Here is a 22,457-nt window from a genome sequence, read left to right as displayed (position 1 = left end):
CTTACGCCCCGGCGATCTTCTCCACCCAGGCGGCGTAGCTGTTGATGATGGTCTGCAGGAACGGCTTGACCTGGTCGTTCGGCTGCCCGGCGTCATCGAAGAAGCTGCCGGCGCCGCCCAGGTAGGTTTCCGGCTGCTGCATGCAGGGCACGTCGAGGAACACCAGCGACTGGCGCAGGTGGTGGTTGGCGCCAAAGCCGCCGATGGCCCCCGGCGAGGCGCTGACCACCGCACCCGGCTTGCCGCCCCAGGCGCTCTTTCCGTAGGGCCGCGAGCCGACGTCGATGGCGTTCTTCATCGGTGCCGGCACCGAGCGGTTGTATTCCGGGGTGACGAAGAGCAGCGCGTCGGCGCGGCGGATGCGCTCGCGGAACGCGGTGTAGGCCGCCGGCGGGTTGTCGCCGTCGATATCTTCGCTGTACAGCGGCAGGTCGCCGATCTCGACGATCTCCAGCTTCAGGCTCGGCGGCGCGAGGGCGGCCAGGGCCAGCGCCACCTTGCGATTGAGGGATTGCTTGCGCAGGCTGCCGACCACTACGGCGACGTCGAAGACTTTGCTCATGGGGCGTTTCCTCGTTGCGGGACGAATCGGAACTTTTGGTTATAGACGACAAAGTTCGGCCTAGAGCGGCTGCATGTCGGTGAGTGCCCTATGTCCTAGTCATCCGTACGATTCTTGGCTCTGTGGACTGAGTCATGGCTGACCTAGAGTGGCGACCATCCACCACTTTCCAGTCGAGGTCGAACATGTGCGCGAAAGTCTTCTTTGCCGGTGCCAGTGGCGCCGTTGGCCGGCGTCTGCTGCCGCTGTTGCTGGCGCGCGGCTATCGGGTACTGGCGATCAGTCGTGACGAGCAACGGGCCGCCGCGCTGCGCGCAGCCGGCGCCGAGGCGCAGGTGCTGGACGTCTTCGACGGTGAAGCGCTGACCCGCGCCATGCTCGATTTCCAGCCGCAGTGGGTGATGCACCAGCTCACCGACCTGCCGCCCGGCCTGGACCCGACAGAAATGGCCGAGGCCACGGTGCGCAATGCTCGGATACGCCGCGAAGGCACCGCCAATCTGGTCGCCGCTGCGCGCGCTGCGGGCGCGCAGCGCCTGGTGGCGCAGAGCATCGCCTGGGCCTACGCGCCGGGTGAGTTGCCGCACCGCGAAGAGCAGCCGCTCGACCTCTCTGCCGAGGGCGCCCGTGCCATCACCGTGGGGGGCGTCGCCGCGCTTGAGAACACCGTGCTCCGCGCCGACCCTGTGCAAGGCGTGGTGCTGCGTTATGGCCGGCTTTATGGCCCGGGCACAGGCTTCGATATCCCCGATCCGCGCCCGGCACTGCACGTCGATGATGCCGCGCGCGCGGCCCTGCTGGCCCTGGAATGGGGCACGCCGGGGGCCTACAACCTGGTCGAGCAGGACCTCGACGCCAGCGCCGCGCTGGCCCGCTACCGGCTCGGCTGGCAGCCGGGCTTCCGTCTGCAGGAGGCCTGAGCCATGAACACTGCCGCTTTGCAGCGCTCGGCGAGCCTCTGGCCGCTGGCGCTGCTCGCTGTGCTGGCGCTGGGTACGGCCTTGCTGCCGCCGCTGCAGCAGGCCGAGAGTTCGGCGGAGGAAGCCGGAGCGCGGCCGCAGACGAAGGTGACCGTGCTGTCCTGCGAGCCGCTGGCAGAAGTTCCCGGCAAGGTGATGACCAGCGTGCTCGTCGACTTCCCGCCCGGCGCCTACACCCCAGCGCATCGTCATCCCGGCGCGCTGACCGCCTACGTGCTGCGCGGCCAGGTGCGCTCGCGCATGGAGGGCGAGCCGCCGCACACCTATGGTGTCGGCCAGACCTGGTTCGAGCCGCGCGGTGCGCTGCACCTGTTCGCCGAAAATGCGAGCCGCGATGAGCCGGCGCAGCTATTGGCGACCTTCGTCACCGACGAAGGCTGTGGCCCGCTGACGATTCCCGAAGACCACCCCCATTCCCCATGAGCAGGGAGAGCCCCATGACCCCCTTCGATCCTTTCACGCCCGAGCAATTGCAGGCCTGCCTTCTGCGCCTCGGTTTGCCACTCCAGGCGTTTCCCGCAACGCGCGAAAGTCTCGACCGCCTGATAGACGCATCGCTGCACCAATTGCCGTTCGAGAACCTCAGCGTGCTGCTGGAGCGGCCGGTGCAGATCGACCCCGACGCGGTGTTCGCCAAGGTCATCGAGGGTTGGCGTGGCGGATACTGCTTCGAGCTGAACAGCCTGTTTGCGCGCCTGCTGGTCAGCCTCGGCTTCGACGTGCGCCTGCTGGTCGCGCGGGTGCGCTGGGGGCTGCCGGCGGATGCCGAACGTACCCAGCAGAGCCACCTGTTGCTGCGTGTCGAACTGGAGGAGGGGCCTTGCCTGGTGGATGTCGGCTTTGGCGGGGCCAACCCGCCGCGGGCCCTGCCGCTGCGCATCGGCGAGGAGCAGCCCGGTGGCTGGCGCGTTGCCGTGCACGAGGGCGACGAGCTGGAGTTGGCCCTGCGCACGTCCAGCGGCTGGGCGGGGCTCTACCGCTTCACCCTGCAGGAACAGCACTGGCTCGATTACCAGCCGCGCAACTGGTTCACCTCGACCCATCCGCAGAGCGTATTTCGCCGTTCGCTGAAGGTCGCGATCAGCGAGGAGGACCGCCGTCTGACGCTGCTCGACGGCGTATTCGGGGTGCGCAGCGCCGACGGTCGCACGACGCAGCGGGTGATTACCGATGTCGACGAACTGATCGAATTGTTGCGCTCGCGCTTCCGCCTCGGCCTGCCGCCGGCCGATGCCGAACTGCTGCGCGAGCGCCTGCTGCCGTTGCTGCGGGGCTAGTTGGCGATGACGCCGATGCCGTGGGCCATCAGGCTGGCCAGCAGGGCGAGGACCAGCATGGCCAGCAGTTCCACGCGGATCACCATGGTCACGCGCTTGCCCTGCGCGGCGCTGACTTCCGGCACCTGGCCGGCCTGCAGCGCGTGGCGCCAGTTGAGGAAGGTCAGGGTCGGGTAGATCGACAGCAGCGCCACCACCACGAAGAGCCCGACCAGGGCATGGAAGGCGGCGTTGTGCAGGTAGTAGTCCAGGCCCTTGGCGAACCACACCGCGCGGGCGATGCCGCTGAGCAGTACGACGCCGGCGCTGGCGCCGTAGGCCAGGTCGATGATCACCAGGCTGCGCGCGCGCTGGGTATCCAGCGGCAGCTTGAACAGACGGTGCTCCAGCACCAGCAGGGCGAACATCACGAACAGCGAGAGAAAGTGCAGGTAGGCAACCAGGGCTGCGGCCATGTTGGGCGTTCCTTGTCGTGGGGGATGACGCAGGTTAGTCGATGGCGGTGAATTCCACGCGGTCGCGGCCGCCGTGCTTGGCCCGGTAGAGCGCGCCGTCGGCACGCTTGAGGCCGGCATCGAGCGTCTCCTGCGGGCGGGCCAGCGTACAACCCAGGCTGAGGGTCACCGGCAACGGGCCGCTGTCCAGTGCGAAAGGCTTGCCGCCGATGGCCACGCGCATGCGCTCGGCAATGCGCTGCAGCTCGGCGGCGTCCTGCACGCGCAGCAGGGCGACGAATTCCTCGCCGCCCTGGCGCACCAGCAGGTCGTCCGGGCGCAGCGCGGCACGCAGCCGACGCGCGGATTCGCAGAGCACGGCATCGCCGGTGTCGTGGCCGAAGCGGTCGTTGATCGACTTGAAGTGGTCGAGGTCGGCATAGATGACACCCAGCTGCTGTTGCCGCTCCTGCGCCATGGCGGACTCGCGCGGGTGCAGCAGGGCCAGGGCGCTGCGGTTCCACAGCTGGGTCAGCGAGTCGAGCAGGGCGCGGCGCTGTTCGCGATCCACCGCCTGGCGCAGGGCCTGGTTGCGCTGCAGCAGTGCGCGCAGCTGCAGGTAGCCTTCGGCGAGAGTGGCGAGCTGCTGGAAGTGGGCCATCTCGCTCTCGCGCAACGTGCGCGGCTGTGGGTCGAGCATGCACAGGGTACCGATGGGCTGGCCGTTGGCGGCGTGCAGCGGCTGGCCGGCATAGAAGCGGATGAAAGGCGGGCCGAGCACCAGCGGGTTGTCGGCGAAGCGCTCGTCCTGGCGGGCGTCGGGCACCACCAGCGGGTCCGTGCTGAGGATGGCGTGGCCGCAAAAGGAGATGTCGCGGCGCGTCTCGCTGGCGTCCAGGCCGACGCGGGCCTTGAACCACTGGCGATCCTGGTCGATCAGGCTGATCAGCACGGTCTGTACGCGGGACAGGTCCTGGGTCAGCTGCACCAGGGTATCCAGGTAGTGCTCGGCCGGCGTATCGAGCACGGCCATCTCTTCCAGCGCCTGCAGGCGGCAGCTTTCATCGGCGGGCATGGGGCAAGCGAGCATCGTTCCTCCGGGGCAGGTGGATGGCAGGCCGATCCAGGCATCCCGGCGCGTCAGGCGCCAGGCGTAGCCGGCGAGGATCAGACCGCGCAGCAACATGAAGCATAGAAAAGCCAGCCAGAGACCGTGGTTGCCCAGTCCCTGCAGCAGCCAGCCCAGCGGCAGGCTGACGACGCAGGCCAGGAGCATGGCATTGCGCATTTCGCGGGCGCGGGTCGCGCCGATGAACAGGCCGTCGAGCAGGTAGCTCCACATGCCGATCAGCGGCAGCACGGCGAGGTAGGGCAGGTACTGGTCGGCCACCGCGCGGACTTCCGCAATATCGCTCTGCAAGGCGATGAACAGATGCCCGGCGGCGCCGAAGAAAGCCACGAAGCCGAGGCTCGCGAGCAGCGACCAGCCACAGGCGACAATCAGCGAGCGGCGCAGGGACTGGCGGGGGCCCCCCCCCATCCACTGCATGGGCCAGGCCGTCGAGGGCGTAGGAGGTGATCATCAAGCCGTTGAGCAGCAGCGCGTTGGCCGCCACCGTGGCGTCGCCCAGGCGCGCACCCTGCACGGTCACCAGGAAGAACACGCCCTGCAGCGCCAGGCTGCGGATGAAGATGTCGCGGTTGACCATCAGCAGCGGCGCCCAGCTCAGCCACTGGCGCAGGCGGCTCCATTGCGGCACGCCGGGGAAGTGCCGCAGCGCATCGCGAGCCAGCCACAGGCCGAGCAGCGCGCCGCTCCATTCGGCGATCACCGAGGCCTTGGCGGCACCCGCCACGCCCCAGCCGAGGCCGAGGACGAAGAGCAGCTCGAGGGCGACGTTCACCAGGTTGGTGGTCAGCAGGATGGCCAGCGGCCCGCGGGCGTTCTGCGTACCCAGCAGCCAGCCGATCAGCGCGTAGCTGGCCAGCGCCGCGGGCAGGCCGAACAGGCGGATGTGGAAGAACTGCCGGGCAAGGCTGTCGAGCTCCGGCGAGGTGTTCATCAGGTCCATCGCCAGTGGCGTCAGCGGAATCGCCAGCAGGCCCAGCAGCAACGCCAGGCCCATCGCCAGCAGCAGGCCCTGGCCGAGGATCAGGCGCAGCGCGCCGCCGTCGTTACGGCCGGCGGCCTGGGCGGCGAAGCCGGTGGTGCCCATGCGCAGGAAACCGAGGATGCCCACCAGCAGCGTGTAGAGGCTGCCGCCCACCGCCACCGCGCCCAGTTGATGCGCATGCGGCAGGTGGCCGATGACCGCGCTGTCGACCAGCGTGACCAGCGGGACCGAGACGTTGGAGAGGATCATCGGCGCGGCCAGGGCCCAGACCCGGCTGTGGGTCGGTCGGTCGCGCCAGGCGTCGCTCAGTGGGTTCATGCGGGGCTCCTGGACAGCGCCGCAGTATAGCGAGGCGGGATGTGCCGGTGCCGGAACAGTCGCACGGCAAATGCACCATGCAGAAACGCGAAGGCCCGCGTTGGCGGGCCGTCGGTGGGCGTCAGGGGCGCTTCTTGCGGTACGCGCAGTAGCCCGGACGCGGGCCGACCTGCGGGTGGTTGCGGCAGGTGTCCGGGCGCTTGGCGTAGACGGTGCACAGGCGCGTTTTCGGGTCCAGGTATACGCAGTCACCGCGGCTGGAGCGCGCGAGGGTGAAGATGCCGCTCTTCTGGTTGAAGCGGTCGATGAGGCCTTCCTTGGTCAGGCGCTTGGCGATGTTCTTGGCCGGCTCGTCGCGTTCGAATTCGTCCACCACGCCCAGGCGGATCAGGTCGCCGATGCGCACTTCCGCCGGCATGGTGCAGCAGGTGGCGTTGCAGTCGCTGCACAGGCCCGAGGTGTACTTGGCCCAGGTTTCCAGGCGGTCGAGCTCGGCATCGGCGACCAGCGGCGGTTTTCTCATGGTGGTTCGGCACGGTAGGTGGAAAGGCGCGCAATCATAGTGACCTTGCCGGCGGATTGCGCGCCCTTTCGACGAACTGAGCGCTTCAGGCGTGCTCGATCACCAGCTTGCCGAACGGCCGGCCCGTGGCCATGCGCTCGTAGGCCGCCGGCGCCTGGTCGAAGGCATGGCGGCTGTCGATCAGCGGTTTCAGATGGTGCTGGACGATGGCCCGGTTCATCGCCAGGAAGCTTTCCCGGTGGCCGACCGAAAGCGCCTGCACCCGCGCGTGCTTGGCCAGCATCGGCAGTACCAGTTCGGTGCTGGCGCCGAAGCCGCCGAGGAAGCCGATCACCGCTACGCCGCCTTGCGGGCGGATTGCCTGGAGCGACTGCAGCAGGCTGCTCGAACCGCCCAGCTCAAGCACCATGTCGACTCCGCCGCCGCTGGCCTGGAACACCTGCGCGCCCCAGTCGGCGCGGCCGTCGAACACGCGGCTGGCGCCCAGCTCGCGCAGGCGATCGGTCTTCTCCGGCGAACCGGTGGTCATCCACACCTCGGCGCCGCGCAGGCGGGCGAACTGCAGGGCGAACAGGGCAACGCCGCCGCTGCCTTGCAGAAGCACGATCTCGCCGGGGCGCGGGGCGAAGGTCTCCAGCACGTTCCAGGCGGTCAGCGCGGCGATGGGCAGAGTCGCCGCCTCGGCGTCGGTAAGGTGCGCTGGGGTGGCTACGACGGCGTGCTGGTCGAACACCGCGTACTCGCGCAACAAGCCGTCGCGCGGGCCGCCCGGACGGCTGTCGACGTAGTGGGCGAGGAAGCGCCCGGACTGCCAGGCGGGGGTGTAGTGGCTGGTGACGCGGTCGCCGACACGCCACTGGTCAACGCCCGCGCCGAGCGCCACCACTTCGCCGGCGGCATCGGACAGCGGTACCAACGGGCGCGGCAGTTGCGGCAGGTACTGGCGGCGGGCGATGGCCAGGTCGCGGTAGTTCAGGCTGCTGGCGCCCAGGTGCACGAGCACCTGGCCGGGGCCCGGTTCGGGCATCGCGAGTTCGACGGGTTGCAGGCTGGCGAGGTCGTCGCCGGTGAGCTGGAAGGCGCGCATGGCTGGCTCCTGGATCGTGGGAGCGGCCAGTATGGAAGTGCACGGAATCGGGATAAATTACGCGCTAATCATTTGATTGCTGCGTTTAGGACATCAATGCGAAGCCATGACCGCTACAGCGAAATCCTCGCCTTCGTTGCCGTAGCCCGGCGCGGCAGCTTCATCCAGGCCGCCGAGGACCTCGGCATGACCGCCTCGGCGCTGTCGCGCAAGCTGCAGGCGCTGGAGCAGCGCGTCGGTGTGCGCCTGCTTCAGCGCACCACACGGCGGGGCAGCCTGACCGAGGCCGGCGCGCTCTATCTGGAGCGTGGCCGTCGCTGGCTGGAGGATCTCGAGGATGCCGACCAGGCCCTGGCGGATCTGGCCGGCAACGTGCGCGGCCGCCTGCGGGTCAGCTTGCCGATGCATTTCGGCCGCCTGCACGTGGTGCCGGCGCTGCCGGAACTGTTGGCGCGGCATCCGCAACTGGACCTCGACCTGGACCTGAGCGACCGCCAGCACGACCTGGTGGCCGACGGCTTCGACTGCGCCATGCGCATCGGCCAACTGGTCGATTCCAGCCTGGTGGCGCGGCGCCTGGCGGAGAACCGGCGGGTGCTGGTGGCCAGTCCGGAATACTTGGAGCGGGCCGGAATGCCGCAGCACCCCAACGAGCTGACGCAGCACAGTTGCCTGCATTTCTCGCTGTTCCGCGAGGGGGATGTCTGGCACCTGCTGCGCGGCGACGAGCGCTGCGAAGTACCGGTGCACGGCCGTATCCGCGCCAACTACGGCGGCGCTTTAGTGGAGGCTGCGCTGGCCGGCCTGGGTATCACCCTGACGGCGACCTTCATCGCCGGACCAGCCTTGCGCCGGGGGGAACTGGTGCAGGTGCTGCCGGAGTGGCAACTGCCGCCGATGCACATCTGGATGCTCTATCCGAGCGGGCGCTTCCTCGCACCCAAGGTGCGCGCCTTCAGCGACTTCTTCGCCGAGCGCTTCGCTGGCGTGCCCTATTGGGAGCCGGAAGCGCTGGGCGGCTGAAAGGCTCAGCCCTTGCGGATCATCCAGATGCCGAAGGCGATGGCGGCCAGGCCGACCAGCTTCATGGCGCTGACCGGGTTCTCCTTGAAGCCGGCCCAGCCGAAGTGGTCCAGCGCCATGGCCATGCCCAGCTGGCCGGCCAGCACCAGCACCATGAACATCAGTGCGCCGACGCGCGGTGCAGCGAAGGCCGCGATGAAGATGAAGAACATACCGAGGAAGCCGCCGCACCACTGCCACCATTGCAGCCCGCGCAGGGCTTGCAGGGTCGGCATCTCGCGGTTGGCCAGGGTCAGCGCGAGCAGGCCGAGCATGCCGACGCAGAAGGAAATCAGTGCGGCGGCCAGCACGCTGGACACTTGCTTGGCCAACTGACCGTTGATGCCCGCCTGCAACGGCAGGCAGGCGCCGGCGATCAGCGGCAGGACGAACAGCCACCAGGGGGGCGTGGGCATGGGGAACTCCTTGGCAAGCGAAGCGGGAAAAAGCAGCCGGCAAGTATGCACCAAGTCGGAGCGTGCAGGCCGACACTGGGGTGCGGCTTACAACCGCTTGCCGTCGAACCGGGCTTGCCGGCAACGCCGAAGTCGAGCCCGTGCGCGGTTGTACGCCGTTCGACCGAGGCATCCGCCGACCGCGGATTCGAACCGAGGGCCTTCTGCAGTCCCTACGCCACCGCCTGCAGCCGTGGGATCGGCGGGTGCGGTTGCTGGCTGACCTGCCAGAGGTCGTAGGCCGCCTGCATGGCCAGCCAATGGCGGGCACTGGACAGCCCGGCCTGTTCGAGGCGCCAGGCCAGGTCGGCGCTGACGGGCGCGCGGCCATTGAGCACCTTGGACAAGTGGGGGCGGCTGAAGCCCAGGTGATTGGCCAGGGCGGTCACCGACAGGCGCAGCTCCGGCAGCACGTCCTCGCGCAGGATGTCGCCTGGATGGGGCGGGTTATGCATGGCCATGGTGCGGCTCTCCGGTCAGTGGTAGTCGAGGTAGTCCAGCAGCTCGGCGTCGATGCCTTCGAAGCGGAAGATCACCCGCCAGTTGCCCGAGACACTGACCGCCCAAAATCCCTGCAGCGAACCTTTCAGCGCATGCAGGCGGTAGCCGGGCAGGTCCATCTCCTTCGGGTTTCGGGCGGTGTCCAGGGCGGCGAGGATACGTTGCAACCTGGGCACGTGATCGGCTCGCACGCCGCGATGATCCCCATGTTGGTAGAGGGCTCGCAGGCCCTTGTGGCGGATGCTCTTGATCATCGCTGGACTGTAATCTAACAGATTACAGTGATGCGGCCGAGATGCGAGTAGGAAATGGCTGGGACGATGCTGCTTTTCGCAGGAGCGCGCTTGCTTGCGAACAGCCCTGGCGCAAGAGCTTTCGCGAGCAAGCTCGCTCCTACGGGAAATGCGGATTCACAGGCGTGCAGCGAGCTCCGCGCCCTCGCGGATCGCGCGCTTGGCATCCAGCTCGCGGGCCAGGCGGGCGCCGCCGATCACGTGGTGGCGCAGGTTCTCCGCCGCCTGCGTCGGTTGCAGCTCCAGCAGCGGCTCCTGGCCGACGCAGATCACCACGTTGTCCACCGCCAGGCACAGTTCATGGCTGTCCAGGCGGATGTGCAGGCCGGCGTCGTCGATGCGCAGGTATTCCACGCCGCCGTGCATGCGGACCTGGTGACGTTTCAGGTGCGCGCGGTGCACCCAGCCGCTGGTCTTGCCCAGGCTGGCGCCGGGCGTGCCGTTCTTGCGCTGCAGCAGCCAGAGCTGGCGTCGGGGAGTGACCGGTCGGGCTTCGCGCAGGCCGCCGGGCGTGGCGTTGTCGAGGTCGATGCCCCATTCGCCAAGCCAGTCGCCCAGCGCTTGCGCGCCGTCGCGCTCGGCGAGCAGGAAGCTGGCGACGTCGAAGCCGATGCCGCCGGCGCCGATCAGCGCCACCTTCTCGCCCACCGGAGCACCGCGCAGCACGTCGAGATAGCTGAGCACCTTGGGATGCTCGATGCCCGGCAATTGCAGGCGGCGCGGGCGGATGCCGGTGGCGACTATCACCTCGTCGAACTGCCCCAGCAGCTCGCCGCGTTCGATGCGCCGGTTCAGCTGCAGGTCGACGCCCAGCTCGGCAAGGCGCACGGCGAAGTAGCGCAGCGTTTCATGGAATTCCTCCTTGCCGGGGACGCGCTTGGCCAGGTTGAACTGCCCGCCGATCTCGTCGCTGGCCTCGAACAGGCTGACCCGGTGGCCGCGCTCCGCTGCCACGCAGGCAGCCGAAAGCCCGGCCGGGCCCGCACCTATCACGGCGATGCGCTTGGGCTGGCGGGTCTTGCGGTAGCGCAGTTCGGTTTCGTAGGCGGCGCGCGGGTTGACCAGGCAGCTGGCGCGGCGGTTGGCGAAGGCGTGGTCGAGGCAGGCCTGGTTGCAGGCGATGCAGGTGTTGATGCGCTCGGGCTGGCCGGCCGCGGCCTTCTGCACGAACTGCGGGTCGGCCAGCAGCGGGCGGGCCATGGACACCAGGTCGGCCTGGCCCTCGGCGAGCAGGCGTTCGGCGACTTCCGGCGTGTTGATGCGGTTGCTGGCGATCAGCGGAATGCGCAGCTCGCGGCGCAGGCGCGCGCAGACTTCGGCGAAGGCCGCCCGTGGCACCGAGGTGACGATGGTCGGCACCCTCGACTCGTGCCAGCCGATGCCGCTGTCGAGCAGGTCGATGCCGGCGTCCTGCAGGGCCAGCGCCACCTGGCGTACCTCGTCCCAGGTGTTGCCGCCTTCCACCAGGTCGAGCAGCGACAGGCGGTAGCTGATGACGAACGGCTCTCCCACCGTGCGCCGTACGCGGTGGACGATCTCCAGCGGCAGGCGCATGCGGTTTTCCAGGTTGCCGCCCCAGCGGTCGCGTCGCTGGTTGGTGCGTGGGCAGAGGAACTGGTTCAGCAGGTAGCCCTCGCTGCCCATGATCTCCACGCCGTCGTAGCCGGCGGCCTTGGCCAGGCGCGCGCAGCGGCTGAAGGCGGCGATGGTGCGGGCGATGCCGCGCTCGGACAGCTCGCGCGGGGCGAACCAGCTGATCGGCGATTTCAGCGGCGAGGCCGAGACCACCAGCGGGTGATAGCCGTAGCGCCCGGCGTGGAGGATCTGCAGCAGGATGCGCCCGCCCTCGCGCTGCACCGCCTGGGTCAGGCGGCGGTGCGCCGGCACCTGCAGGGCGCTGGTCAGGTCGCTGCCCAGCGGCAGCAGCCAGCCCTCGCGGTTGGGTGCGAAGCCGCCGGTGATGATCAGGCCGACGCCGCCGCGCGCGCGTTCGCGGTAGTAGGCGGCGAGCTTGCCGAAGTCCCACAGGCGGTCTTCCAGGCCGGTGTGCATGGAGCCCATGACCACCCGGTTGCGCAGGCGGATCGGCCCCAGGTCGAGCGGGGCCAGCAGGTGGGGGTAGGGGGTGGTGTCTGGGCTGCGCATGGTCGCTTCATCGGTAGGGCGATGGCTGCACCATAGGCATTCGCAGGAAGCCGGTGAACGGCCCGGCTGACGCGCCCTGCGGGCATTTGGGCCAAGCCGCGCGGTGCTTGACAGCGGGTGTGGCGGGCACACACTAAAAAACAAGGGGCGGCTGCTTTCGCCGTCCCGGTTCGTTGACGCGCTTTCCGCTGGAGGGAGTCATGAACATCAGGCGAAGAAAGCATCTGCACCATTACCGCCACTATCTTCTGGCTCTAGTCATCGGGCTGTTGCTGCTCGGCCTGCACGAGACAATCACCCAGGACCTCTCGCCCACCTGCCTGGGCGACGATGGCGACCCCGCCTGCTTCTTCCCGGACACCGCCAACCTGAGTGTGCTGCCGACCTTCCGCTGATTTCCCGTGAACTGACCGAGGTCAGGGAATCTTCTCCTGCATTCAGGGCACATTCCGTCCGATGAACGGGATGTGCCTGGCACGTGATGGCAAGTTGGCTATCTTTCATACAGAGACGTCCGGCCACGTCCCGGTCGTCCTTTGCCTGATCAGGAGACGCACGATGGACATGAACCGTCGGCAATTCTTCAAGGTCTGCGCCGTCGGCCTTGGAGGATCGAGCCTGGCGGCTCTCGGCATGGCGCCACCGGAAGCCTTCGCCGAGCAGATCCGCCACTTCAAGCTGGAACGCACGACCGAGACCCGCAACACCTGCCCGTATTGCTCGGTGGGTTGCGGCATCCTCATGTACAGCCAGGGCGACGGCGCGAAGAACGTCGCGCAGAACGTCATCCACATCGAAGGCGACCCGGACCACCCGGTGAACCGCGGCACGCTCTGCCCGAAAGGCGCCGGCCTGCTGGACTTCGTGCACAGCCCGAACCGCCTCAAGTACCCCGAGATCCGCGAGGCCGGTTCCAGCGAGTGGAAGCGCATCGAGTGGGATGACGCGCTCGACCGCATCGCCAAGCTGATGAAGGAAGACCGCGACGCCAACTTCATCGAGAAGAACGCCCAGGGGCAGACGGTGAACCGCTGGCTGACCACCGGTTTCCTCGCTGCCTCGGCGTCCTCCAACGAAGCGGGCTACATCACCCACAAGGTGGTGCGCTCCCTCGGCATCCTGGGATTCGATAACCAAGCGCGTGTCTGACACGGCCCGACGGTGGCAAGTCTTGCCCCGACGTTTGGCCGTGGAGCCATGACCAACCACTGGACCGACATCAAGAATGCCGATCTGGTCCTGATCATGGGCGGCAACGCCGCCGAAGCGCACCCGTGCGGCTTCAAGTGGGTCACCGAGGCGAAAGCGCACAACAAGGCGCGTTTGCTGGTGGTGGACCCGCGCTTCACCCGTTCGGCTTCCGTGGCCGACTACTACGCGCCGATCCGCACCGGGACCGACATCGCCTTCCTCGGCGGGCTGATCAGCTATCTGATCGAGAACGGCAAGTACCAGAAGGAATACGTCGAGCACTACACCGACGCGGCCTTCATCGTGAAGGAAGGCTTTGGCTTCGAGGACGGCCTGTTCAATGGCTACGACGCCGAGAAACGCACCTACCCGGACAAGTCCTCCTGGGGCTACGAACTGGGCGAGGACGGCTTCGCCAAGGTCGACCCGACGCTGCAGCACCCGCGCTGCGTGTTCAACCTGATGAAGCAGCACTACAGCCGCTACACGCCGGACGTGGTGAGCAACATCTGCGGCACGCCCAAGGACATGATGCTCAAGGTATGGGCCGAGATCGCCGAGACCTCGGCGCCCGGCAAGGTCATGACCATCATGTACGCCCTGGGCTGGACCCAGCACTCGGTGGGCGCGCAGATGATCCGCACCGGCGCCATGGTGCAGCTGCTGCTGGGCAACATCGGCATGCCCGGCGGCGGCATGAACGCCCTGCGCGGCCACTCCAACATCCAGGGCCTGACCGACCTCGGGTTGCTGTCCAACTCGCTGCCCGGCTACCTGACCCTGGCCATGGACGCCGAGCAGGACTACCCCGCCTACATCGCCAAGCGCGCCAGCAAGCCGCTGCGCCCGGGGCAGCTGTCGTACTGGCAGAACTACGGCAAGTTCCACGTCAGCCTGATGAAGGCCTGGTTCGGCAAGGCGGCCACGGCGGAGAACAATTGGTGCTACGACTGGCTGCCCAAGCTCGACGTGCCCGGCTATGACGTACTGCGCTACTTCGACCTGATGTACCAGGGCAAGGTCAACGGCTACTTCTGCCAGGGCTTCAACCCCATCGCCTCCTTCCCCAACAAGGCCAAGGTTGGCGGCGCGCTGGCCAAGCTCAAGTGGCTGGTGGTGATGGACCCGCTGGCCACCGAGACCTCGGAGTTCTGGCGCAACGCCGGCGACTTCAACAACGTCGACACCAAGGCCATCCAGACCACGGTGTTCCGCCTGCCGGTGACCTGCTTCGCCGAGGAAGACGGCTCCATCGTCAACTCCGGGCGCTGGCTGCAGTGGCACTGGAAGGGCGCGCAGCCGCCGGGCGAGGCGCGCACCGACATCGCCATCATGTCCGGGCTGTACCACCGCCTGCGGGCGATGTACGCGAAGGACGGCGGCAAGTTCCCCGACCCGATCCTCGGCCTGGACTGGAGCTACAAGGTGCCCGACGAGCCCAGCCCCGAGGAGCTGGCCATGGAGTACAACGGCAAGGCGCTGGCCGACCTGGTCGATCCGAAGACCAACCTGCTGCTGGCCAAGGCTGGCGAGCAGTTGCCGGGCTTCGCCCTGCTGCGCGACGACGGCAGCACCGCCAGCGGTTGCTGGATCTTCTCCGGCTCCTGGACCCAGCTCGGCAACCAGATGGCCCGTCGCGACAACAGCGACCCCTACGCCATGGGCCAGACCCTTGGCTGGGCCTGGGCCTGGCCGGCCAACCGGCGGATCCTCTACAACCGCGCTTCGGCCGATGTCAGCGGCAAGCCGTGGGACCCGGAGAAGAAACGCCTGGTGTGGTGGAACGGCAAGGCCTGGGGCGGCACCGACGTGCCCGACTACAAGCCCGACGTGCCGCCGGAAGCGGGGATGAACCCGTTCATCATGAACCCCGAGGGCGTGGCGCGTTTCTTCGCCGTCGACAAGATGGCCGAGGGCCCGTTCCCCGAGCACTACGAGCCGTTCGAGACGCCCATCGGCATCAACCCGCTGCACAAGGACAACCCCAAGGCCACCAGCAACCCGGCGGCGCGGGTGTTCAAGAACGACATGGAACTGTTCGGCACGGCCAAGGAGTTCCCCTACGCGGCCACCACCTACCGGCTCACCGAGCACTTCCACTTCTGGACCAAGCATTGCCGCCTCAACGCGATCACCCAGCCGGAACAGTTCGTCGAGATCGGCGAGGTGCTGGCCAAGGAACTGGGCATCGTTGCCGGCGACCGCGTGAAGGTCTCCTCCAACCGCGGCTACATCAAGGCGGTGGCGGTGGTGACCAAGCGCATCCGCCCGCTGCAGGTGAACGGCCAGACCGTGCACCACGTCGGCATCCCGCTGCACTGGGGCTTCTCCGGCGTCGCGCGCAACGGCTACCTGACCAACACGCTGACGCCCTTCGTCGGCGACGGGAATACGCAGACGCCGGAGTTCAAGTCGTTCCTGGTCAACGTCGAGAAAATCGCGGGAGGTGAGGCATGAGCAGCCAGGATATCCATGCCCGTTCGGCCACCACCACGCCGATGCCTTCGGTGCGGCAGCAGGAGGAAGTGGCCAAGCTCATCGACGTCTCCAAGTGCATCGGTTGCAAGGCCTGCCAGGTGGCGTGCTCGGAATGGAATGAGCTGCGCGACGAGGTCGGCCACAACCATGGCGTGTACGACAACCCCATCGACCTGACGGCCGAATCCTGGACGGTGATGCGATTCACCGAACACGAGAACGCCGCCGGCAACCTCGAATGGCTGATCCGCAAGGACGGCTGCATGCACTGCGACGAGCCGGGTTGCCTGAAGGCCTGCCCGAGCCCGGGGGCGATCGTGAAGTACGCCAACGGCATCGTCGACTTCAACCAGGACCACTGCATCGGCTGCGGCTACTGCATCACCGGCTGCCCGTTCAACATCCCGCGCATCTCGCAGAAGGACCACAAGGCCTACAAGTGCACCCTGTGCTCCGACCGCGTCAGCGCCGGGATGGAGCCCGCCTGCGTGAAGACCTGCCCGACCGGCGCCATCGTCTTCGGCACCAAGGAGGCGATGAAGGAACACGCCGCCGAGCGCATCGAGGACCTCAAGTCGCGCGGTTTCGAGCACGCCGGGCTGTATGACCCCGAAGGCGTCGGCGGCACCCACGTAATGTACGTGCTGCACCACAACGACAAGCCCTCGCTGTACGCCGGCCTGCCCGATGCGCCGGCCATCAGCCCGCTGGTCAGCCTGTGGAAGGGCCTCACCAAACCGTTCGGCCTGCTGGCCATGGGCGCGGTGGTGCTGGCCGGGTTCTTCCACTACACGCGCACCGGGCCGAACCGCACCGAAGAGGACGAAGAGCCCGGACCGGGCCCGGAATCGCCGGTGCACAAGGTCGACCCGTCGGTCCACGGCTATGACCCGCGCGAGCGGAAATGACGCCGGGAGAGCGAGATGAAAAGAGACATCCAACGCTATACCGCCAACGAACGCAGCAACCACTGGATGGTGGCGCTGTTCTTCATCCTCGCCGGGCTGTCGGGGCTGGCGCTGTTCCACCCGGCGCTGTTCTGGCTCAGCTACCTGTTCGGCGGCGGCCCCTGGACGCGGATCCTGCACCCCTTCCTGGGGTTGGCGATGTTCGTGTTCTTCCTCGGTCTGGTCATCCGCTTCGCCAGCCACAACCTGCTCGAGAAAAGCGACGTGCAGTGGCTGAAGCAATGGCGCGACGTGGTCGCCAACCGCGAGGAGAAGCTGCCCGAAGTCGGGCGCTACAACGCTGGCCAGAAGCTGCTGTTCTGGACCCTGCTGCTGTGCATGCTGGCGCTGCTGGTGACCGGCATCGTGATCTGGCGGCAATACTTCAGCGCCTGGTTCGGCATCGGCGTGATCCGCCTCTCGGTGCTGCTGCACGCCTTCGCCGCCTTCGTGCTGATCTGCAGCATCCTCGTGCACATCTACGCCGGCATCTGGGTCAAGGGCTCCATGGGCGCCATGCTCTACGGCTGGGTCAGCCGCGCCTGGGCGCGCAAGCACCACGGCGCCTGGCTGAAGAGCGTGGACAAGGGGAAGGGGCACTGAAAGCGGAGCTGAACCTGTAGGAGCGAGCTTGCTCGCGAACCAACCCCGCGGCGGGGTCCTTCGCGAGCAAGCTCGCTCCTACGAAAAGCCATTCTTCGCCGGGGCCATGCTCCGAATCGAATCCTCGACACAAGGAGTCCTGCGTGCCAGGCCAAATCCTCGAACCCGGCCAGATCGAAGCCGCCGCCAACATCCCGCCCTTCCTCAAGCTGCCGTCGCACGACCTCTTCACCCGTCGCGCCGCACGCTTGCGCCAGCTCGCCGAAGGCAACCCGTTGGGCGGCTACCTCAACCTTGTGGCCGAACTCTGCGATACCCAGCAACGCCTTCTCGACACCCAGCCCGCGCTGCCCATGCCCGACGAAGCCGCCCTGCGTCGCAGCATCGAGCACGGCATGCCGCCGCTGGCCTTCGAGACGCTGGTGCGCGAAGGCGCCTGGCTGGCGCTGCTCGAACCGTTGCTCGATGCCTTCGAAGTCGCCCCAAGCCCCATAGCCGATGCTCTGCAGCGGTTGCGCACAGCCGATGCCGGCCAGCGCAAGGCCTGGGCGCTGGGGCTGCTCAACGGCCAGTACGAGCTACTGCCGGCGGCGCTGGTGCCCTTCCTCGGCGCGACCCTGCAGGTCGCCTTCAGTCACTGGCTGCTGCGTCTGCCCGAGGGCCTGCTGCAGGAGAGCGAGGAGCAGACGTTGTGCCCGGCCTGCGGCTCACCGCCGGTGGCCGGCGTCATCCACCATCGCGGCAAATACAGCACCCTGCGTTACCTCGCCTGCTCGCTGTGCTCCTGCGAATGGCACTACGTGCGGGTCAAATGCAGCCACTGCCGCGAGAGCAAGGGGCTGACCTACCTGTCGCTGCACAGCGACGCCCACGAGGCCGCCCGCGCGCCCATCCGCGCCGAAGTCTGCCCCGGCTGCCAGGGCTATCTGAAACAGTTCTACATGGAGCGCGACGAAGCCGCCGAACCGCAGGCCGACGACCTCGCCAGCCTGGCCCTGGACATTCGCCTGGCCGAGGAAGGCTACCTGCGCCGCGCGCCGAACCTGCTGCTGGCGCCGGGCGAATCGGACTGACCTAAACTCCATCCGGACCCTCGAACCGCGCGTTCAACCGGCGCGCTGGTGCGCCCGTGGCACCCGTCTTCCGAACCCTGCAAAGGACCGCCGATGACCTCCGCCCGCCTGCCCTCCATCGACCGCCTGCTGCGCAGCCCGGCCTGCGCGCCGCTGCAGCAGCGCTACGGTCGTGAAGCTTTGCTCGCCACCCTGCGCGACCTGCTCGACGAACTGCGCGAACCGGCCCGCCACGGCCAGCTCGCCGCCGTGGAGCTCAGCGAAGCCGTGCTCGCCGGCCGCGCCGGAGAACGCCTCGCCGCGCACCACGCCAGCCGCGTGCGCCGGGTCTTCAACCTGACCGGCACCGTGCTGCACACCAACCTCGGCCGCGCGCTGCTGCCGGAAGAAGCCATCGAGGCGATCACCACGGCCGCGCGCTATCCGCTCAACCTCGAATTCGACCTGGCCACCGGCAAGCGCGGCGACCGCGACGACCTCATCACCGGGCTGATCCGCGAGCTGACCGGCGCCGAGGCGGTCACAGTGGTCAACAACAACGCCGCCGCCGTGCTGCTGGCGCTCAACAGCCTGGGCGCGCGCAAGGAAGGCATCATCTCGCGCGGCGAGCTGATCGAGATCGGCGGCGCCTTCCGCATCCCCGACATCATGGCTCGCGCCGGCGTGAAGCTGGTCGAGGTCGGCACCACCAACCGCACCCATGCGAAGGACTACGAAGCTGCCATCGGCCCGCGCTCGGGCCTGCTGATGCGCGTGCACACCAGCAACTACAGCGTGCAGGGCTTCACCGCCAGCGTCGCCACCCGCGACCTCGCCGACATCGCCCACGCCCACGGCCTGCCGCTGCTGGAAGACCTCGGCAGCGGCACGCTGGTCGACCTCACGCGCTGGGGCCTGCCCAAGGAGCCAACGGTGCAGGAGGCGCTGAAAGACGGCGCCGACATCGTTACCTTCAGCGGCGACAAGCTGCTCGGCGGACCGCAGGCCGGGCTGATCCTCGGCAGCAAGGAGCTGATCGGGCGGATCAAGAAGAACCCGCTCAAGCGCGCCCTGCGCGTCGACAAGCTGACCCTCGCGGCGCTGGAAGCGGTGCTCAACCTCTACCGCGACCCAGATCGCCTCGCCGAACGCCTGACCACGCTGCGCCTGCTGAGCCGCCCGCAGACCGATATCCAGTCCCAGGCCGAGCGCCTCGCGCCTCTGCTCGCCGCGCATTTAGGCGAAGGCTGGACCGTCAGCGCCGAAGCGGCCCTCGGCATGATCGGCAGCGGCGCCCAGCCGGTAGCTCGATTGCCCAGCGCTGCGCTGTGCCTGCGACCACAAAGCAACAAGCGCCTTCGCGGTCGCGTCCTGCGTGAGCTGGAAGAGCGCCTTCGCAGCCTGCCGATCCCGGTGCTCGGCCGCATCGACGATGACGCCCTATGGCTCGATCTCCGCCAGCTCGACGACGAGCCGGCGTTCCTCGCGCAGCTGCCGCACCTCGCCGAGGGCGTCGCGTGATCGTTGGAACCGCCGGCCACATCGACCACGGCAAGACCGCCCTGCTGCGCGCCCTCACCGGCGCGGAAGGCGACCGCCGCCCGGCCGAGCGCGAACGCGGTATCACCATCGACCTCGGCTACGTCTACGCCGACCTTGGCGACGGCGAACTCACTGGCTTCATCGACGTGCCCGGCCACGAGCGCTTCGTCCACAACATGCTGGCCGGCGCCAGCGGCATCGACCTGGTGCTGCTGGCGGGAGGCGCCGGAGCACCTCGCCATCGTCCAGTTGCTCGGCATTCCCCGCGCGCTGGTGGCGCTGACCAAGATTGACCGCGCCAGCCCCCAACGCGTCGCTGAGGCCCGCGCCGAGATCGAGACGCTGCTGGCGTCCGGACCTTATGCGAAAGCGCCCATCTATCCCGTCGCCAGCCTGACGGGGGAGGGTGTGGACGCATTGCGTGGAGCACTCGCCGAAGCTGCGCGAGAAGTCCATGCACGTTCGACACAGGGCGGCTTCCGCCTCGCCGTGGACCGCGCCTTCAGCGTCAGCGGCGCCGGGCTGGTGGTCACCGGAACGGCCTTCTCCGGCAGCGTGCAGGTGGGCGACGAACTGCTGCTCGGCAGCGCCGGCCGCAAGGTGCGCGTACGCGGCCTGCATGCGCAGAACCGCGCCGCCGAACAGGCCCACGCCGGCCAGCGCGTGGCACTGAACATCGTCGGAGATCGCCTCACGGCGGAGCAGGTGAAGCGCGGCGACTGGCTGCTCGCACCTGAGCTGCACGCGCCAACCACGCGCATAGACATCGACCTGCAGCTGCTGCCCAGCGAAACCCGCGCCCTCGCACACTGGACGCCGCTGCACATCCACCTCGGCGCGCAGGACGTCACCGGCCGCGTGGCGCTGCTCGAGGACGAACGCCTGGCCCCCGGCGAGCGTGCTTTCGCCCAGCTCGTGCTGAACGCCCCCGTGCAAGCCGTACACGGCGACCGCTTGGTGCTGCGCGACCAATCCGCCCAGCGGACTATTGGTGGCGGTCGGGTCCTCGATCCCTTCGCCCCGGCTCGCAACCGTCGTTCCGAAGCACGCCTCGCACAGCTGCAAGCCCTGCGCGGCGACAGCCTGGAACAGGCCCTGCCGGTGCTGCTGCAACACGCTGACAACGGCCTCGATCCGGTGCTGCTGGCGCGCCAGTTCAACCGCCCGCGCGCTAGCTGGCAGCTCGACGAAGCGATGCTGGAAATCGCCACGCGTGGCGGCCCGCGCCTGTTCACCGCAAAGCGCTGGGCCGACCTGGACGAGTCCCTGCGCCAGGGCCTGGCCCGCTTCCACGCAGAACAACCCGACGAACTCGGCCCCGACCGCGACCGCCTGCGCCGCTACGCCATGCCGCAACTGGAGCGCCCGATCTTCATCGCGTTGCTGGAACAGGCCCTCGCCAGCAGGACCGTGGAAACCAGCGGCCCCTGGCTGCACCTGCCGGACCACCGCGTGCAACTGGGCGAAGCAGACGAAGCCCTGCGCGAGCGAATCTGGCCCCTGCTGCTCGCCGGCGTCTTCGACCCACCCTGGACCCGCGACCTCGCCCGCGAACTGCAAGTCGACGAAGCCGCCATGCGCCTGCTCCTGCGCAAACTCGCGAGATTGGGCCAACTCCACCAGGTGGTGAAAGACCTGTTCTACCCCGACGAGACGATCCACCGACTGGCGCAAATCGCCCTGCAACTAAGAGACGAACAAGGCCTGATCCGCGCGGCGGCGTTCCGCGACCGCATCGCCATCGGCCGCAAACGCAGCATCCAATTGCTGGAGTACTTCGACCGCATAGGCTTCACCCGCCGCTTCGGCAACGAGCGGCGGGTTCGCGGGGGTATTCGCGAGGATTCGGCGTTGGCGTTACAGGCACTGGCCTGATTGCCACCGGAAGAGGAGGGTACGAGCGGCAGAAAGCCTGCCACTTTCGACACGATGGCTGTCGTGGGCGAAAGCTCACCCTGGTTGAATCCACCTGCGTGGGTTCGCGACTAGAGTTTCCAAGGGCCGACGCTGTTGAAACCCGGTCGGCGTCCTTCGGACATCAGGAAGACGGCAATGCCAGATCCGCACACTAGAACCGATTCCGACGATGACTTGGCCCATCTGGTCATAGGTCATGGGCCCTGCACCTATCTGTTGCTGCTCCTGCTTGGCCTGATCCTTCTGTTTCCTTTCCTTGAAGAGGGGATACATGCGCGTACGCTGCTCGGCATCCTGTTTTCAAGCGTGCTGCTGGTGGGCGCCTTCGCCACCCGACAGTCCCGCCCGGGGTTCATCCTCAAGCTGGGCCTGGCATTGCTTGGGGTGGGCGTTCAATGGGTGGCATTGTGGGTGGAGAGCGTCGCGATGCTGGAGCTTGCCGGGAGCATCTTCACGTTGTCGCTTCTCGTCTCGATCAGCGGGGTCCTTCGCTATGTCCTCGAGCGAGGGCCCATCACTGCCGACAAGCTGCATGGTGCTCTTGCCGGCTACATCCTGCTGGCCTTCGCCTGGGCTTTCCTCTATGCGCTGATCGAGATATCCAGCGCAGGCTCATACGGCCCCGGTCGCCTTGACTTCGCACAGCCCGGCACCTTTTTCAAACTGATCTACTTCAGCTTCACGACGCTTACCACCACCGGTTTTGGCGATGTTCTGCCATTGACCAACCACGCCCGTTCACTGGTAATGATCGAAGAGTTCTCAGGGGTCTTTTACGTCGGTGTCCTGATTGCGCGTCTCGCCGGCGTCTATCCGCCGACTGCGGCCCGGTGACTCGTGAATAAGCGCCTAGGCTTGTCTGCGTGTCCGGCCTCTCGCTTGCTGCGACATAGCTTCGCTAGTCTCGTGATGGCGGACGGTGGCAACATCCCGTCGCTGCAACTGACGTTCGAACAGTCGACACTCTTCGACATTC

At 67.8% G+C, this 22,457-nt stretch carries 20 protein-coding genes and 2 pseudogenes; 12 read left to right on the top strand and 10 right to left on the bottom strand.

Translation table 11 applies throughout. The annotated features are described in order from the left end of the window. Position 1: 1 nt before the first annotated feature. Positions 2 to 562 (bottom strand): NADPH-dependent FMN reductase, encoded by a 561-nt coding sequence (locus tag PKB_RS25390; protein WP_043255602.1) that lies wholly within the window; start codon positions 560 to 562, stop codon positions 2 to 4. Between the two features lie 185 nt (positions 563 to 747). On the opposite strand from PKB_RS25390, the gene PKB_RS25385 reads away from it, so the two are divergent. From PKB_RS25385 to PKB_RS25375, 3 genes are read left to right on the top strand one after another with little or no spacing between them, the layout of a single operon-like run. After that, positions 748 to 1,482, top strand: a complete 735-nt coding sequence (locus tag PKB_RS25385) for an NAD-dependent epimerase/dehydratase family protein (RefSeq protein ID WP_043255600.1) — start codon at positions 748 to 750, stop codon at positions 1,480 to 1,482. A gap of 3 nt (positions 1,483 to 1,485) precedes the next feature. After that, entirely contained in the window at positions 1,486 to 1,965 is a 480-nt protein-coding gene (locus PKB_RS25380; RefSeq protein ID WP_043255599.1) for a cupin domain-containing protein, read from the top strand. Between the two features lie 14 nt (positions 1,966 to 1,979). Further along, positions 1,980 to 2,819, top strand: coding sequence for an arylamine N-acetyltransferase family protein (locus PKB_RS25375; protein ID WP_043255597.1), 840 nt, complete (start codon positions 1,980 to 1,982; stop codon positions 2,817 to 2,819). Here the strand turns inward: PKB_RS25375 and PKB_RS25370 are convergent. The 5 genes and pseudogenes from PKB_RS25370 to PKB_RS25350 form a co-directional block, all read right to left on the bottom strand. Continuing rightward, positions 2,816 to 3,274, bottom strand: a complete 459-nt coding sequence (locus PKB_RS25370) for a DUF2214 family protein (RefSeq protein ID WP_043255596.1) — start codon at positions 3,272 to 3,274, stop codon at positions 2,816 to 2,818. The two genes, PKB_RS25375 and PKB_RS25370, sit on opposite strands and share 4 nt — an antisense overlap. 34 nt (positions 3,275 to 3,308) lie before the next feature. Continuing rightward, positions 3,309 to 4,343 carry a sensor domain-containing diguanylate cyclase gene (locus PKB_RS25365; protein ID WP_043257793.1) on the bottom strand — a complete coding sequence of 345 codons (1,035 nt, stop codon included), beginning with the start codon at positions 4,341 to 4,343 and terminating at the stop codon, positions 3,309 to 3,311. 3 nt (positions 4,344 to 4,346) lie between these two features. Beyond that, positions 4,347 to 5,685: pseudogene (locus PKB_RS29410) on the bottom strand (MATE family efflux transporter); the annotation flags it as partial. Between the two features lie 121 nt (positions 5,686 to 5,806). Then, a complete protein-coding gene (locus tag PKB_RS25355; RefSeq protein ID WP_043255593.1) occupies positions 5,807 to 6,208 on the bottom strand; it encodes a YkgJ family cysteine cluster protein in 402 nt (133 codons plus the stop codon). 85 nt (positions 6,209 to 6,293) lie between these two features. Then, positions 6,294 to 7,295 (bottom strand): zinc-dependent alcohol dehydrogenase family protein, encoded by a 1,002-nt coding sequence (locus tag PKB_RS25350; protein ID WP_043255591.1) that lies wholly within the window; start codon positions 7,293 to 7,295, stop codon positions 6,294 to 6,296. Between the two features lie 96 nt (positions 7,296 to 7,391). On the opposite strand from PKB_RS25350, the gene PKB_RS25345 reads away from it, so the two are divergent. Then, positions 7,392 to 8,318 carry a LysR family transcriptional regulator gene (locus tag PKB_RS25345; protein ID WP_043255589.1) on the top strand — a complete coding sequence of 309 codons (927 nt, stop codon included), beginning with the start codon at positions 7,392 to 7,394 and terminating at the stop codon, positions 8,316 to 8,318. A 5-nt stretch (positions 8,319 to 8,323) separates the two neighbouring features. Here PKB_RS25345 and PKB_RS25340 read toward each other — a convergent pair whose 3' ends face one another. The 4 genes from PKB_RS25340 to PKB_RS25325 form a co-directional block, all read right to left on the bottom strand. After that, positions 8,324 to 8,773 (bottom strand): DMT family transporter, encoded by a 450-nt coding sequence (locus tag PKB_RS25340; RefSeq protein ID WP_043255586.1) that lies wholly within the window; start codon positions 8,771 to 8,773, stop codon positions 8,324 to 8,326. 212 nt (positions 8,774 to 8,985) lie between these two features. After that, positions 8,986 to 9,273: a HigA family addiction module antitoxin gene (locus PKB_RS25335; RefSeq protein ID WP_043255585.1), complete on the bottom strand. Its 288-nt coding sequence runs from the start codon at positions 9,271 to 9,273 to the stop codon at positions 8,986 to 8,988. A gap of 15 nt (positions 9,274 to 9,288) precedes the next feature. Further along, positions 9,289 to 9,567 (bottom strand): type II toxin-antitoxin system RelE/ParE family toxin, encoded by a 279-nt coding sequence (locus tag PKB_RS25330; RefSeq protein ID WP_043255584.1) that lies wholly within the window; start codon positions 9,565 to 9,567, stop codon positions 9,289 to 9,291. Positions 9,568 to 9,723: 156 nt separating this feature from the next. After that, positions 9,724 to 11,751 carry an NADPH-dependent 2,4-dienoyl-CoA reductase gene (locus tag PKB_RS25325; protein ID WP_043255582.1) on the bottom strand — a complete coding sequence of 676 codons (2,028 nt, stop codon included), beginning with the start codon at positions 11,749 to 11,751 and terminating at the stop codon, positions 9,724 to 9,726. 200 nt (positions 11,752 to 11,951) lie between these two features. Here PKB_RS25325 and PKB_RS25320 point away from each other — a divergent pair, with 200 nt between their 5' ends. From PKB_RS25320 to PKB_RS25280, 8 genes and pseudogenes are all read left to right on the top strand, one after another. Beyond that, complete coding sequence (locus PKB_RS25320; RefSeq protein WP_043255581.1) at positions 11,952 to 12,146, top strand: hypothetical protein; 195 nt, start codon at positions 11,952 to 11,954, stop codon at positions 12,144 to 12,146. 163 nt (positions 12,147 to 12,309) lie between these two features. Continuing rightward, the gene (gene fdnG / locus PKB_RS25310) at positions 12,310 to 15,399 is read left to right on the top strand and encodes a formate dehydrogenase-N subunit alpha (protein ID WP_156958077.1); all 3,090 of its coding nucleotides are present in this window, start codon (positions 12,310 to 12,312) and stop codon (positions 15,397 to 15,399) included. Continuing rightward, positions 15,396 to 16,328 carry a formate dehydrogenase subunit beta gene (fdxH, locus tag PKB_RS25305; protein WP_043255576.1) on the top strand — a complete coding sequence of 311 codons (933 nt, stop codon included), beginning with the start codon at positions 15,396 to 15,398 and terminating at the stop codon, positions 16,326 to 16,328. The genes fdnG and fdxH overlap by 4 nt, the downstream gene beginning before the upstream one ends. Before the next feature lie 15 nt (positions 16,329 to 16,343). Next, positions 16,344 to 16,970, top strand: coding sequence for a formate dehydrogenase subunit gamma (locus PKB_RS25300; RefSeq protein ID WP_043255575.1), 627 nt, complete (start codon positions 16,344 to 16,346; stop codon positions 16,968 to 16,970). Between the two features lie 143 nt (positions 16,971 to 17,113). Then, positions 17,114 to 18,043 carry a formate dehydrogenase accessory protein FdhE gene (gene fdhE, locus PKB_RS25295; RefSeq protein ID WP_043255573.1) on the top strand — a complete coding sequence of 310 codons (930 nt, stop codon included), beginning with the start codon at positions 17,114 to 17,116 and terminating at the stop codon, positions 18,041 to 18,043. A gap of 93 nt (positions 18,044 to 18,136) precedes the next feature. Beyond that, positions 18,137 to 19,543 (top strand): L-seryl-tRNA(Sec) selenium transferase, encoded by a 1,407-nt coding sequence (gene selA, locus PKB_RS25290; RefSeq protein ID WP_043255571.1) that lies wholly within the window; start codon positions 18,137 to 18,139, stop codon positions 19,541 to 19,543. Next, positions 19,540 to 21,439: pseudogene (selB, locus tag PKB_RS25285) on the top strand (selenocysteine-specific translation elongation factor). The gene selA and the pseudogene selB overlap by 4 nt, the downstream one beginning before the upstream one ends. Positions 21,440 to 21,616: 177 nt before the next feature. Next, a complete protein-coding gene (locus PKB_RS25280) occupies positions 21,617 to 22,315 on the top strand; it encodes an ion channel (RefSeq protein ID WP_043255569.1) in 699 nt (232 codons plus the stop codon). Positions 22,316 to 22,457 lie beyond the last annotated feature (142 nt).

The organism is Pseudomonas knackmussii B13 (assembly GCF_000689415.1).
In the GTDB taxonomy this organism is placed as follows: domain Bacteria; phylum Pseudomonadota; class Gammaproteobacteria; order Pseudomonadales; family Pseudomonadaceae; genus Pseudomonas; species Pseudomonas knackmussii.
This window is presented reverse-complemented; position numbering and strand designations above follow the sequence as displayed.

Coding starts and splice junctions, on each gene's coding strand:
- PKB_RS25390 (WP_043255602.1), bottom strand. CDS start 562: ATGAGCAAAGTCTTCGACGTCGCCGTAGTGGTCGGCAGCCTGCGCAAG.
- PKB_RS25365 (WP_043257793.1), bottom strand. CDS start 4,343: ATGCTCGCTTGCCCCATGCCCGCCGATGAAAGCTGCCGCCTGCAGGCG.
- PKB_RS25325 (WP_043255582.1), bottom strand. CDS start 11,751: ATGCGCAGCCCAGACACCACCCCCTACCCCCACCTGCTGGCCCCGCTC.
- PKB_RS25300 (WP_043255575.1), top strand. CDS start 16,344: ATGAAAAGAGACATCCAACGCTATACCGCCAACGAACGCAGCAACCAC.
- PKB_RS25355 (WP_043255593.1), bottom strand. CDS start 6,208: ATGAGAAAACCGCCGCTGGTCGCCGATGCCGAGCTCGACCGCCTGGAA.
- PKB_RS25330 (WP_043255584.1), bottom strand. CDS start 9,567: ATGATCAAGAGCATCCGCCACAAGGGCCTGCGAGCCCTCTACCAACAT.
- PKB_RS25375 (WP_043255597.1), top strand. CDS start 1,980: ATGACCCCCTTCGATCCTTTCACGCCCGAGCAATTGCAGGCCTGCCTT.
- PKB_RS25350 (WP_043255591.1), bottom strand. CDS start 7,295: ATGCGCGCCTTCCAGCTCACCGGCGACGACCTCGCCAGCCTGCAACCC.
- fdxH (WP_043255576.1), top strand. CDS start 15,396: ATGAGCAGCCAGGATATCCATGCCCGTTCGGCCACCACCACGCCGATG.
- selA (WP_043255571.1), top strand. CDS start 18,137: ATGACCTCCGCCCGCCTGCCCTCCATCGACCGCCTGCTGCGCAGCCCG.
- PKB_RS25320 (WP_043255581.1), top strand. CDS start 11,952: ATGAACATCAGGCGAAGAAAGCATCTGCACCATTACCGCCACTATCTT.
- PKB_RS25385 (WP_043255600.1), top strand. CDS start 748: ATGTGCGCGAAAGTCTTCTTTGCCGGTGCCAGTGGCGCCGTTGGCCGG.
- PKB_RS25280 (WP_043255569.1), top strand. CDS start 21,617: ATGCCAGATCCGCACACTAGAACCGATTCCGACGATGACTTGGCCCAT.
- PKB_RS25345 (WP_043255589.1), top strand. CDS start 7,392: ATGCGAAGCCATGACCGCTACAGCGAAATCCTCGCCTTCGTTGCCGTA.
- PKB_RS25340 (WP_043255586.1), bottom strand. CDS start 8,773: ATGCCCACGCCCCCCTGGTGGCTGTTCGTCCTGCCGCTGATCGCCGGC.
- PKB_RS25380 (WP_043255599.1), top strand. CDS start 1,486: ATGAACACTGCCGCTTTGCAGCGCTCGGCGAGCCTCTGGCCGCTGGCG.
- PKB_RS25335 (WP_043255585.1), bottom strand. CDS start 9,273: ATGGCCATGCATAACCCGCCCCATCCAGGCGACATCCTGCGCGAGGAC.
- PKB_RS25370 (WP_043255596.1), bottom strand. CDS start 3,274: ATGGCCGCAGCCCTGGTTGCCTACCTGCACTTTCTCTCGCTGTTCGTG.